Here is a 12692-nt window from a genome sequence, read left to right as displayed (position 1 = left end):
TCTCGAAAAAAATAGGGTGGTGCACTAGTCACTACCCTGATTTTATAATTATCTCCTCTGCCTAACTAGTCATTTTTCCTAATACCATTCATAATTAAGTCAACACTTGATAGCAAGGCTTGCTTTAATGTAAGGTCGTTATCAATGAGAAAAGAAGGATTATAAATCATAGAGCTTATTTTTTCCAACATATAACTAACAATAGTAAAATCAACAGTTGCTCTGATTAGTCCATCATCTTTAGCATTTTCTAAAATTTCTCGAGTTAAAGCAACTTTGAAAAGTCTGTACTTTTCAACTTTTTCCCATTCTTTCGGATAGGACCGTTCAGCCTCTTCAATAACAATTAAAGGAAGTTTAAAATCATGTGAAGAAAAGATAATGGCCTGTAATTTTTCATCTAATAGTTCTGCTTTGTCTAATTGTTTCAGCGTATGTTGTTTATCACTTTCTAATACTGCATCAAAATAAGCAGAAATAATGTCATTTTTACTATGGAAATAAACATAGATTGTTTTCTTGCTTATAGACAGCATTCGACTAATTTCGTCTAGTGTGAATCTTCTAAGCCCATACTTCTCAATAAGGTGTGATGCAGTTTCTAATATACGTTCTTTCAATTAATATTATCTCCCTTGCAATAATTTAGCTGTTTATATCAAACAATTATGAGGCAGATTGGCGTTGATGAATAGAAAAAGTTAAGACAATGCCAAAAAGCGCAATAATACTCGTTAGAATAAGTGCAAATTCAGTTTGAATGCCCCAGATTAAACCGGTCAATACCGAACCAATAAAAGAACCTAAATATTGAAAACTATTAAATATGCCATTTGCAGTACCACGACGATTCTCATCAATATCGTGATTTGCTTCATTCTGAGAAAGTGTTGCAATGCATAAATAACTTATCATAAATAGCGAACATCCAATTAGCAGCATGTAGAATGTATTATAAAAGCAACAGAATATACCTATTAAACAAATAATAGAAGAGATTCTTAGCAGGTGTAGACTATATCCCTTTTGTGCTAATGGCACAATCCATTTCATTACAATTAATGCAACAATAACAGCAGGCATAAATATTTTCCACATTCCATTTAGTCCTGTTATATGAACAAGATTCATAGGAATAACGTAGAAAACTGCTGTCATCATGTAATTATTAATAAACGATATAAAATTTAGAGAGAGAAACATTTTGCTTTTAAGCAATGATTTTATATAAGTAAAAGGTGCATCCAATAAATTGGTTTTTTTTACATTTTTTTCTTTTAAAAATAAAAAAATCATCATCCAGCTTAATGTAATAATAATGGCACAAATTAAAAACATATCATTCACTGATATAAAGACATGGATAATTGGACCAATAATAAAAGACAATGCAGCTGCAACAGCAATACTAGTGCTTAAAAAACTCATTGCTTTTATACGGTTATCACTGTTTATATCATTTGAAACCCACGAGAATACAACAGCAATAATGGCGCCGCTACCTTGAAGTGCTCTAGCTAAGATAAATAGATACATATTATGAACAACATAAGCCATTAATAATCCCAAAATAACTAAAAACAAACCTACTAGAATGACTTTTTTATTTCCAACATGATCGCTCCAGATTCCAAAAGGTATTTGGAAAATTGCTTGACCGAGCCCAAATATCCCTAGTGCTATACCAGCCAATAAAGGGGAGTAGTGTGTGAGTGTTTGACTATAAACAGAAAGAAATGGCATTACCATTGTCATAGCAACTTGTCGAATACTAACACCTAATCCAAGAATCATAATAAACATCCACTGGGTTTTTGAAAGTGATTCTTCTACACGATTGTTAGAAAGTGCAGACTTCATAAAATTCTTTCCTCTTCGTCTACCATTTTTGATTTAAATTTAGAACGTATTTCATATGGTAAATCCTCAAATAGTATATGGTCTGATTTTATAAGTTTACATGCTGTTTCTAAATCAATAATGGTTTTTACCTTTGAATGTCCAACAAACCCAGACTCTGCAGCCTTATTTTTTTCTATTTGTTCAAACGTTCCTGGTTTTAGTATGATGATATTTGCCGGTTTAATAATAGATTGTAATCCTTTGTAATAGGAGTAGCGATTTTTAGATAAAACCTCAACAAAATGGTTAATAAAATCTTTGACTGGTTCCTTTCTTATATTGAATAGTTCAATAGCCAAGCAGTGATGAGCCAACAATTGATCATCATTCCAACCAAAAAAGACAAATCTTTCTCCTGTTAATCCATATTTTTCTAAAGTTTTGTTCACGGCATAGGCGATTTCAAGTTCATTTAATTTTTCACCGGCTATATTAATCATTGTCGTAGTTCTACCTAGAACTTTAATTTGTGGAGGACACAAACTAACTAACTCAACAATATCCTCATTTGTAAATCGATAAAGTCCATTCGGTGCTGTAATGATTACTTCATAAGGTTTATAAAGCTGAGCATCTTTTAAACTATATATTTCACCATTTTCTAAATCTCTGAATTCAAAGAAATAAAGGTCTATATTTAAAGTCATTCCATTATCTTGTTTATTATTAGTAAAAGCATATGCTCCTTCTGTTCCAGCATAAAAATCAGCAACCCATACATTATCTATTAGGTAGTTTATCTTAGACTGAAATTCACTTTTCATAACACCGGTAGAAAGCATAAATCCAAAATCAGGCCATAAGTTATTTAAATTAATATCTCCATTTTCATCTAAACAAAAGCTAACTTCCTTATTATATTTAACCCAATCTTTACTATGAAATTTTATAAAATGTAAAAGGTGAAGTGAAAAACTGGTAATCCCTACAATTCCATTAATTTTATTATTAATAGCATATTTAGTAATTTGTAGTAATTTATCATCAAAATTATTTATATTATTTAGATGTTCTGGTACTACATTTTGAGAGGATAGGAATTTATTTTCTTTTGCAGCAATGCCGGAAATATAACCAACAGGAATGTTATGAATATATTTAGTAAAGGATGGTCCTACAAATGCAATAAAATTATTAGTTAGTATTCTTTTTTTAGTATTCGCAAGATAAGATATATAGTTTCTAATGGCACCTTCATTCCAATTTTTAATACTTGTTTTTGTATGTGGAATTAATTTTGGAGTTCCAGAGGAACCACTTGTTCTTGCCCAATAGATAATTGGTTCTTTTGTTAAAATGTTCATTTTATTTTGAGATTCTTCCAAGTAACTATGATAGTTTGAATAACAGTGAACTGGAACAGACTCCCTGTATTGATCAACAAACTTTAATTTATCAAAATGATATTTTTCACCAATATAAGTATCTTTATTTTTTAATAAGATGTTCTTCAAAATTCTTTCCTGAAGTTCTGTACCGTAAAAAACACGAGTATTAAAACGACTAAGTTTAAATTTAGAATAACTTTTAAATAAGTAATTTTTTAACATATTGACCCTCCTAAAAGAAACTTAGGAAACTTAATTATTATAATTAGTTTCCATCTGATGATACAATTATTGTTATAAAATGTCAATTGTTAATTGGTTAGTTGTTAAAATTGGTTAGCTATTTTTTAAACAAGGGTAAGTGCTATATTGGAGGAATTGCATGGATGGTAACTGCGCATCACTTGAAGTTTCTCGAATAAAATATAGGGTGATGCACTTAGACACCACCCCGATTTTATACTTAACTTTTTCTCTTAATTTTCCTCTTCCAACACAGGTAGTATAATGCGAACTGTAGTACCCTCATTAAGCTGGCTTTTTACATTAATGGATCCTCCATGAAGCTCGACTAATTTTTTTGTAATTGCCATTCCTAATCCCGTTCCATTATCTGAACTAGTTGTATCCGTACCACGGTAGTAGCGGTTGAACAACTTGGCAAGCGTTTCATTATCCATTCCTTTTCCATTATCTTTAATCGTAATCACGACTAGATGCTGTTCGATAAGAGTAACCGATACCGTAATCGTTGTCTGAGCTGGATTATATTTCATTGCATTAGCAATCAAATTATCAATTATCCGTTGAAACCATTTAGGATCAATGGAAGCTTCGACTGTTTGATGATAAGGATGAAAGATAAATTCTTTATCATCGCTTGTTGGATCATTGATATAGTGAATGACGATTCGTCGAATAAACTCGTTCATGTCTACTTTTTCTTTTGCGATAGGCAAAGCTTCATTTTTAAGTTGATACGTTATCGTTAAATCTTCAAGCAATTCTTTCATGTACGTTGATTTTTCTGCTATCGTACTAGAAAATGCTTTCACTTCCTCTTCTCTCCAACTATATTGTTTCGATTTGAGCATTTCTGCATATCCGCTTATGGTAGCTAGCGGTGTTTTTAAGTCATGAGATAAACCGCTTATCCATTCTTCCCGAGTCTGCGTTATTTTTAAGCTCTGTTGTTTGTTTTTTTGTAGTGTTTCCGTTAATTGGGAAAGTGTCACAATTAAATCTTTATATAACCGGTATTTTCTTTTCAGTTTGCCATTCTTTTTTAGCATGACAGGACGCTGATGTTGATCAAGGGGTTCTTGATAATTCCCATCGCCAAGGTTTTTAATCCAATTCATCATGGTAAGAAGAGGAATGCCAAATTTAGATGCATACCAGATTGTTCCCGAAATAAGCAGGATGAGCCCTAGAACAAATATAATAAATGTTGTACTTTTAACAGTTTTAAACAAATCTTCTTCAAAGTTAGAATAACTGTTAGAAGGATTTATACCTAATAGAATGGTTTGATCTGTTTGTTTATCATAGTATGAAAAAAACGTTTTATCCTCTTTATTGGACAATTTTTGTAATTGTTTAATAGAGTATTTTTTTGGTTGTTTTTCTGTCCCAGACTCATCTTTTACTTCTCCATCCGCATTAATCAATTGCACCCAGCTATTGTTTTCATTCATTTGTTGAATAGTTGAATGGGAGAGATTTAGTTGATGATGGTTCCAGTCAACTTCTGACTTGACTATTGGTAGGAGAATTGCACCGCTGTTTTCCTGCCCCAAAAAAAGAAGGAGAGGCTTCTCTGTATACTCGTGAATTTCCCAATAAGTATAGGTTACATCTGAATGCTCATCTTGCAGCATTAAAGAAGCTAGTACACTTTTACTCAAGTGATTAGGAAGTTGCATTGGAGCATTATAAGTACCGATAACATCTCTATTTAATGTTAAAACAACAAGCCAGCTATTTTGTTTCTTTGCCATTTTTTTTAATTCGCTGCTAAAAACCACTTTATTATTTTTAACATCAATTTTCCCATCGAAAAATAAACTATCCGCTTTTGATAAATCATTTTTGGCTTCTAAATTCATAGTAGAGAACCCGATGACTACCGAAAAAGTAATAAATACAATCAGGACAAGAGTAAACATAAAAATCAATTGTAAAAAAAACTGTACAATAAATCGTTTATGAACGTTCATGGTGATGATTCCCGCCATTTGCAACAAATTTATACCCAAGTCCCCGTATTGTCACGATATATTGGGGATTGCTAGGATCTTCTTCAATTTTTTCACGGAGCTTTCTAATGTGAACCATGATCGTGTTATCCTCTCCTAGAAAATCCTCTCCCCATACCTGTTCATAAAGCTGACTTTTACTAAAAAGCTGGTTAGGATGTTTACAGAAGAACAGCAGCAATTGATAAACTTGTGCTGGCAATGTAATGCTCTGACCATTAACGGAAACCTCACCTGAAACGGTATTTACCTTAATTTGGCCATAGTGGTACATTGTATTTGCAGCTTTTGGCATCTTTTCTGCATGTCTGCGCAAATGTGCTTTTACCCGTGCGACCACCTCAAGCGGGTTGAAGGGCTTCGTAATATAATCATCTGCTCCTAAAGCAAATCCTGAAAGTTTGTCTAGATCAGTGGAACGTGCTGTTAAAAAGAAGATCGTTGCATTGGTTATTTCCCTGATAAGGGGACAAATGTCGAAGCCGCTTCGATCTGGCAGCATCACATCTAAAAAGATTAAATCATATTGATTCATTTTGCATAAGGAGAGAGCACGCTCAGCTTCTGTTGCTGTGTCTATTTGTTTAAATCCTTCTTTTTGCAAAATAATCGTTAGCATTTGTAAGATAGCTTGTTCGTCATCAACAATTAATAGTTTGGCATTTTCCATAAGAAATTCTCCTAAATAATTAATATAAAAGTATCATAACATTCCTTTACTCAAAAAATAGAAATTAAGGAAAAATTAAGCTTTGCTTTCTATAGGAGTAAGGTAGAAACGTTATTCTAACTGTAGTACAAAAAAGAGGTGGGAGAATGAAAAAGTTTTTTAGGATAATCTCTACGATTGCAGCAATTATCATGCTGAGTAGACATGCAGGAATGCCGTTTGTATCTGAGTATTATTGGTGGATAGTGGCTATATTTCTGATTGGTCTAATTGGTCAAATTACATGGAGTATAGTAGATAAACAGAAGAAGCGAAGTTTAGATGAAGGAAGGAGAACGTAAGGATGTACGTTATTGGAAAAAGAGAATTTTTTAGCTTATTTAAGGGAATAAAGTCTATCATTATATTGATTATTTTATTGGCTACTTCCTATTATTCAGCAAAGTTTGCTAATTTAATTAAAAGTGGGATCGAGTTGCCAGCAAGTGAAGCAGAAGACATTCATACAGTCAGCCTCATGTTTCTTATCTTAATATTTGGCCAATTGTTTGTCATGAGTCTTTCACACGATAGCATGAACAGAGAGATTCATGAGCGAACAGTCCGATTTTTAGTAACGAGAACGTCGCGAACTTCCATTGTGATGGGAAAGTTTTTGGGGATTTGGATATTTTGGTTTGTATGTGTTTTAACTTCTTTTTTAATTATCAGCATTTTTGCGAAGAAGTTCGATGTTTTTCTTTTTTTACAAACAATGAGTTTATTAGCTTATCAAATAGCTTTTGCTATTTTGCTTTCTGTGCTTATTTCAAAGCCTGGAATTACGATGTTTCTTGGGATTGTGGTTGGACTTGTTTTCCCTATTTTAGGTTTTTGGATTACTTTAACATCGAATGTTTATGTAAGCTGGATAAAATATATTACTCCCTTTTACTATTTGGATCTAAATAATTATACTTTTCTAGTTGTACTAATATTTTCAGGAATACTTCTTATCATTGCCAATCAAATTTTTAAAAGGAGAGAGTGCTGATGAGTGTTGTAGTAGAAGTAAAACAATTAAGCAAATCTTATGGAGCTCATCCTGTTGTAAAAGGGATCGACCTTACGATAAATAAAGGAGAAATCTTTGGTTTCTTAGGACGAAATGGTGCGGGGAAATCTACTTTTATCAATATGTTGACAGGAATCATTCAACCAAGTTCCGGATCTTATATATTATTAGGTGAAAAAGGCCAAAATGATCGAGTAAAGCAGAAGATTGGTGTGATGCCCGATTATTCTACTTTTTATGCTTCTTCTACCGCTATGGAACATTTACGTTTCCTTTCTGCTCTTTCAGGTAATGCGGCATCAAAAGGAAGATGTTTGGAAGTATTAGAGGCAGTTGGTTTATCAGCACATGCAAATAAAAAAACGGGGAAATTTTCCTTTGGAATGAAAAAGAAACTGGGGATTGCACAGGCTCTTATTCATGATCCAGAATTGATATTTCTAGATGAACCTACCTCTGGAATGGATGTCGAATCTGCTATTCAAATTTATCGGCTGATTTTTGACCTTCAAAAAAGGGGAAAGACAATTTTTATGACTTCCCATAATCTTGATGAAGTAGAGAAGCTTTGTTCTAGAATCGCCATTATGAAAGAAGGAAAAATTGTTAAAATGGGAACAATGGATCAGCTTCGAGCCTTCTATCGATCTAATATTATCGCAAAGCTGAAATTTTCTCCTATACCAAAATCAGAACAGACTAATTTATTTCAATGGCTTGAAAACACAGGGACAGATTTAGAAATAAGAGATACCAATTTAACTATTACTGTAAACGACGAGAAAAAAATTGCAGAAATTATTCGAGCGTTCACACAGTGCAAAGTAGACATCTATCGAGTAGAAGTAGAGGAACCATCTTTAGAAGAAATATTTTTGGATTAGTTTTAGCGTAGTGCTGCTCGAGTTTGGTCGATAAAAGAAGGGATGAACTTTACTAGTTTAGTAGAGGTCATCCCTTTTTATTTAATATGTATTATTTCAAACTACTATATAACTCTTTTAAAGACTCTTTTGTTATTGTTACTGGGTTGTTCAACATATTAGGAGCAAAGCTGCCTTCAACAAGTTTGTCTAAATCTTCTTCTGTTTTGACGCCTGCATTTTCTAACGTCATTTTTAATCCCATTTCTTTTTTCATTTCGTCAATACGGTCTGCTAATGCTTCCGCATTTTTAAATCCAAGACGTTGACTAAAAGCATTTAAACGCTCTGATTCACTTTCCAATTGGCTGTTCAATTTCCAAAAAGAAGGAAGGGTCATCGCACATGCCTCGCCATGTGGAACGCCAAAATCTTGGGTTAGTGGATAGGAACAAGCGTGTGCAGCAGCTGTTTGTTTTATATATGTATTATTTCAAACTACTATATAATTCTTTTAAAGACTCTTTCGTTATTGTTACGGGGTTGTTCAACAATTAGCCTGCACTACTTTATGCTGAGTACGTATTTTGTTTTTGAATCACAATCCAGCGATTATAAAGGTCAATTAAAAATCCAATTCCAAACATAAATAACATCGTGCCTATACCAAGACCAGTTACATGGTGTTGAAAGAGAATAATAATAATGCTGATGGATATCGGAATTGACGTACAAAAGATTGTTCCTAATGTATAATTGTCCATTAGCTTCCCAAACGCCTTCAACAAATAGTCAGACGGCAAATAAACTGAGCTTGATTGAAAGTAAATGCATACAGCGACTGCAATAAGGTTAAACCCTATTAATAAATATAAACAAAGAATCCATATATTCTCCGGTACATACACAATGTGATGTAAGTACACAAACAAATCAATAAATATTCCAAAAACGAAGGTGAGAGCCATACTTTTGATAATTGTCACCACGGTAAATTTTATTTTCATTAAATAACTAAGTAAAAACGAACAGAAATTCAAAATAATAATGCAGACACCAATGGAAAACGGTAATATGGATACAAGGTTTTGCCCAGCAGCTGCCCAGGGGGCATTTCCTAGGTTAGCCATTATCATAAAGCTATTTCCTAAAGCATTTAACGTAATAGAACAAATAAACCATATTAAGTTCACAGGTAGACTTCTCATTATGACCTCCGATATTTCAAGGTATTTTATATCTATCATAGATTGGTATACTGCCTATCTAATTTTTCGTGACCATCTCATAAATACTCCTCCTCATTTTGAAATTTAACCACCGATATAGTTCTTTACTAATTGGATACTTTGTGTTTATTCCATTGTTGAGCCTATTATTTTTCAAAGTTTAACAAACCTATTAGCTAATTATATTTGAACATAAACAACGCTAGTATTAGACAGAGTGTATAATATTTTGGAATTTTTTTCTGCATGTTGAGTGACAGACTTCCTTCATTATTTATTTACTTTAGGGTTCGAAGGAGCTGCTTAAATTGATTGAAATGTCCTGAACGTTGTAAATCCACATTTTCCTGACGCTATACCAATTAATTAACTGAATAAAGTGATAATTTAAACAAAAGGTTTTGTGCATTTATGTAGAAGCTTTAATCGAAATTTGTCGAATATTATTATTGAACATTCTACTTGCCAAAACTAATGGTATTAGTTATATTAAAACTAATACCATTAGTTTTTATTTAGGAGGGAAAATAAATGAGATTAATAAAGCGAAATTTTTTGTATCAACTATCTTTTTTACCTCATGTATTTCCAGTTAATTGTTATCTTGTTGAGGAGGAAAAAGAGCTTACATTAATTGATGCAGCATTGCCTTTTAGCTATAAGAAAATATTAAAGACAGCAGAGAATCTAAAAAAGCCGATTACGAAAATTGTTTTAACACATGCACATGATGACCACGTTGGTTCTTTGGATGCTTTAAAGGAGCACCTTCCTAATGCAAAGGTGTATATCTCGGAAAGAGATGCCCGTATTTTGAATGGAGATTATTCTATTGATAAGGAGGAAGAACCGTATCCATTAAAAGGAGGGCTGCCGAAAAATGTTAAAACGAAACCTGATGTTTTACTAAAAGACGGCGATCGAATTGGTTCGCTGACTTGCATTAAAATGCCAGGCCATACTCCTGGCAGCATGGCTTTTTTGGACAGCAGGGACAATAGTTTAATTGCTGGAGATGCTTTTCAAACAAAAGGAGGCTTTGCCATCTCTGGACAAAGAAAACTATTATTTCCTTTCCCTGCAATGGCAACCTGGAATAAGGAAGAAGCAGTAAATAGCGCCAAAAAAATTATGCCATTAAACATTACGCTATTAGCAGTGGGGCATGGAGAGTTGCTAGAAAATCCACAGCATCAACTGGAAAAAATAATCAATAGTTAGGAGAAGGTTTTATGTCACCGAGAGCAGGAATCGTACTAGACGATATTATAAAAGTAGCTGTAGAAATAGCAGATGTTGAGGGATTACAGGAAGTAACGATGGCGAATTTAGCAAAACGGCTCAAAATAAAGTCACCATCTCTTTATAATCATATCAACGGATTGCCGGAATTGCTTAAGCGTTTAACACTTCTTGGGGCAGAAATGATTTATTCGGACTTAAAGCAAGCTGCAAATGGATTAGAAAAGGAAGAAGCAATTCATTCTTTAAGTAAGGCATATATTGCTTTTTCAAGAAGGCATCCTGGATTATATGAATTAACGATACAGGCTCCTGGCCCAGAGCAAGTAGAAATTGTAGAGGTATCTGATAAAATAATTGCCCTTCTAGTCGATGTTTTACGTCCTTATGAATTAGATGAAGAGGCATCGATTCATGCCATTCGTGGATTTAGGAGCATTCTGCATGGATTTGCATCCATCGAACTTAAACAAGGGTTTGGCATGCCACTGGATATTGATAAAAGCTTTAAACTTTTAATTGATACTTTTTTGGCAGGAATTGAAAAAATGAAAGAATAAAATTTGTGGCGCCTGTTGCCACTCAAAAATTTTTAAAATAATAGGAGGAATAATTAAATGAATTTTATTATTTTTACGCTGCTTTTTACAATCGTTTGTGGGGCTTTAGATAGCAAAGTTAGAAGAAAGGGGATGAATTAAGTTATGTTTGCTGGACATTTTGGACTCGCTGCAGCTGTTAAAGCAAAAAATCCTGATATACCGCTATGGACGCTAATGGCAAGTACGCAGCTGCTTGATATTGCTTTTGTACCTTTATTGTTGACAGGGGCAGAAAAGATAGAAACGGTAGGAGATGGAGGTTACGGAGCAGGTATTTTTACTATTGATTATTCCCATTCTCTTGTTAGTGCCATCATCCTTGCCATTATTGCGGGATTTATTGCTTTAAAGTTTTTAGGAAAAAAACAAGCATTTATTATCGGATCCGTTGTTTTCAGCCATTGGATACTAGATTTATTCGTACATCGTCCAGATTTAAGCATCCTTCCAGGCAATATCGGAAATATTCCACAAGTAGGATTTGGACTATGGCAATGGCCGGTTTTAACGATGTTATTGGAGTTGGCATTAGTGGTGATTGGTGGAATGATGTATTCTCGCTCTTTGTTAAAGGGAAAGAATAAACAAAATAAAAAATTGGTTATCTTCACAAGTAGTTTAGTGAGTGTATTATTGGTTTTATCCTTAGTCTTAGATTTTATGGATTAAGGAAAATTAAATAGTTGCAGATTTATTTAGGGGGGTAGATCAATTGGCTGCGCTTCTTTTTTTGGGGGAGTGATTACGGAAAAAACAAAAAACAGTGTTTTTGCACAGTCATTTATTTATTTTAGTTGTTTTGATTTTTAATTAGTAAATGGAAGATGAACTGTTCTATTTTCCATGAACCTGTTATGATGTAAATTACTGATGCAAACCGCAGACAAACGATGTTGTTTTCGGAATATTATTTGTCTACATTTTAATTTGAATACACAATGGTCATATTATTTATAGTACGAACAGATACTGGAGGGATTTAACTTGAACGAATCTAATGAAAAAGAAAAAAAGAAAATAAGTCTTCAAGAAGCAATGAAGCAACAGCTGGCAAATAAAAAACAAAATGCACAAAATGGCAAAGCGAATGTGAATGGCAATCAAAAAATGCAAAAGTTGAATAGCCAACAAACAAAAAAGCCAAATAATCAACGAAAACGAATGGGTGTGTAATGAACGGTCAAAATAGAAAAGATATTAAACCAGGCATAACAGTTGAAATTGTGCTGAAAGCGGATCAAAAAACTGGAAAACGAACAACAGGAGTAGTGAAGGATATCTTGACAAATTCTCCTTTCCACCCCCATGGGATAAAAGTTAGACTAACAGATGGAAAAGTTGGGAGAGTGCAGTTGGTTTGTGAGGGATAGAATGGGTAGTGGACTGGCATCGCTCAAATTTTGTCGGAAAAATAAACTACATTTAAGAGAAGGGATGAACTTTACTAAATTACATAGAATTCATCCCTTTTGTTGTAATAAATGATGGGAATTCTGTGCTGTTCCCCATTCCAAAGAAGGAGAGCATCTTTTTTTCAACCTGAC

15 protein-coding genes are annotated in these 12692 nt (G+C 33.3%); 8 read left to right on the top strand and 7 right to left on the bottom strand.

All coding sequences use genetic code 11. The features are described 5' to 3' along the window. Window positions 1–65: 65 nt before the first annotated feature. The 5 genes from ACTXGU_RS13145 to ACTXGU_RS13125 all read right to left on the bottom strand — a co-directional run bounded on the left by ACTXGU_RS13145 (window position 66) and on the right by ACTXGU_RS13125 (window position 6158). Complete coding sequence (locus ACTXGU_RS13145) at window positions 66–620, bottom strand: TetR/AcrR family transcriptional regulator (protein WP_443481973.1); 555 nt, start codon at window positions 618–620, stop codon at window positions 66–68. A 46-nt stretch (window positions 621–666) separates the two neighbouring features. Continuing rightward, window positions 667–1860, bottom strand: coding sequence for an MFS transporter (locus ACTXGU_RS13140; RefSeq protein ID WP_443481972.1), 1194 nt, complete (start codon window positions 1858–1860; stop codon window positions 667–669). Beyond that, on the bottom strand, window positions 1857–3452 hold the full coding sequence (locus ACTXGU_RS13135; protein WP_443481971.1) for a GH3 family domain-containing protein: 1596 nt from the start codon (window positions 3450–3452) through the stop codon (window positions 1857–1859). The genes ACTXGU_RS13140 and ACTXGU_RS13135 overlap by 4 nt, the downstream gene beginning before the upstream one ends. Before the next feature lie 254 nt (window positions 3453–3706). Then, window positions 3707–5449, bottom strand: coding sequence for a sensor histidine kinase (locus ACTXGU_RS13130; protein ID WP_443481970.1), 1743 nt, complete (start codon window positions 5447–5449; stop codon window positions 3707–3709). Further along, a complete protein-coding gene (locus tag ACTXGU_RS13125) occupies window positions 5436–6158 on the bottom strand; it encodes a response regulator transcription factor (RefSeq protein WP_443481969.1) in 723 nt (240 codons plus the stop codon). Before ACTXGU_RS13125 ends, ACTXGU_RS13130 begins: the two co-directional genes overlap by 14 nt. A gap of 146 nt (window positions 6159–6304) precedes the next feature. On the opposite strand from ACTXGU_RS13125, the gene ACTXGU_RS13120 reads away from it, so the two are divergent. From ACTXGU_RS13120 to ACTXGU_RS13110, 3 genes are read left to right on the top strand one after another with little or no spacing between them, the layout of a single operon-like run. After that, a complete protein-coding gene (locus tag ACTXGU_RS13120; RefSeq protein WP_443481968.1) occupies window positions 6305–6499 on the top strand; it encodes a hypothetical protein in 195 nt (64 codons plus the stop codon). Window positions 6500–6501: 2 nt separating this feature from the next. Then, the gene (locus tag ACTXGU_RS13115) at window positions 6502–7191 is read left to right on the top strand and encodes an ABC transporter permease (RefSeq protein WP_443481967.1); all 690 of its coding nucleotides are present in this window, start codon (window positions 6502–6504) and stop codon (window positions 7189–7191) included. Beyond that, on the top strand, window positions 7191–8096 hold the full coding sequence (locus ACTXGU_RS13110) for an ABC transporter ATP-binding protein (RefSeq protein ID WP_443481966.1): 906 nt from the start codon (window positions 7191–7193) through the stop codon (window positions 8094–8096). Before ACTXGU_RS13115 ends, ACTXGU_RS13110 begins: the two co-directional genes overlap by 1 nt. 91 nt (window positions 8097–8187) lie before the next feature. Here the strand turns inward: ACTXGU_RS13110 and ACTXGU_RS13105 are convergent, their stop codons facing one another. Then, window positions 8188–8556: a hypothetical protein gene (locus tag ACTXGU_RS13105; protein WP_443482015.1), complete on the bottom strand. Its 369-nt coding sequence runs from the start codon at window positions 8554–8556 to the stop codon at window positions 8188–8190. Between the two features lie 88 nt (window positions 8557–8644). Further along, a complete protein-coding gene (locus tag ACTXGU_RS13100; RefSeq protein WP_443481965.1) occupies window positions 8645–9283 on the bottom strand; it encodes a hypothetical protein in 639 nt (212 codons plus the stop codon). 552 nt (window positions 9284–9835) lie between these two features. Here ACTXGU_RS13100 and ACTXGU_RS13095 point away from each other — a divergent pair. The 5 genes from ACTXGU_RS13095 to ACTXGU_RS13075 all read left to right on the top strand — a co-directional run bounded on the left by ACTXGU_RS13095 (window position 9836) and on the right by ACTXGU_RS13075 (window position 12518). Continuing rightward, on the top strand, window positions 9836–10525 hold the full coding sequence (locus tag ACTXGU_RS13095; RefSeq protein WP_443481964.1) for an MBL fold metallo-hydrolase: 690 nt from the start codon (window positions 9836–9838) through the stop codon (window positions 10523–10525). Between the two features lie 11 nt (window positions 10526–10536). Next, a complete protein-coding gene (locus tag ACTXGU_RS13090; RefSeq protein ID WP_443481963.1) occupies window positions 10537–11106 on the top strand; it encodes a TetR/AcrR family transcriptional regulator in 570 nt (189 codons plus the stop codon). A 144-nt stretch (window positions 11107–11250) separates the two neighbouring features. Next, window positions 11251–11817, top strand: a complete 567-nt coding sequence (locus ACTXGU_RS13085; RefSeq protein ID WP_443481962.1) for a permease — start codon at window positions 11251–11253, stop codon at window positions 11815–11817. A gap of 315 nt (window positions 11818–12132) precedes the next feature. Beyond that, the gene (locus ACTXGU_RS13080; RefSeq protein WP_443481961.1) at window positions 12133–12321 is read left to right on the top strand and encodes a hypothetical protein; all 189 of its coding nucleotides are present in this window, start codon (window positions 12133–12135) and stop codon (window positions 12319–12321) included. Then, complete coding sequence (locus ACTXGU_RS13075; protein ID WP_443481960.1) at window positions 12321–12518, top strand: YwbE family protein; 198 nt, start codon at window positions 12321–12323, stop codon at window positions 12516–12518. The genes ACTXGU_RS13080 and ACTXGU_RS13075 overlap by 1 nt, the downstream gene beginning before the upstream one ends. Window positions 12519–12692: the final 174 nt, after the last annotated feature.

The sequence above is a fragment of the Niallia sp. 01092 genome (assembly GCF_052318935.1).
Lineage (GTDB): Bacteria > Bacillota > Bacilli > Bacillales > Cytobacillaceae > Niallia.
The sequence above is the reverse complement of the archived record's forward strand: the minus strand, read 5'-3'. Positions and strand labels throughout refer to the sequence as shown.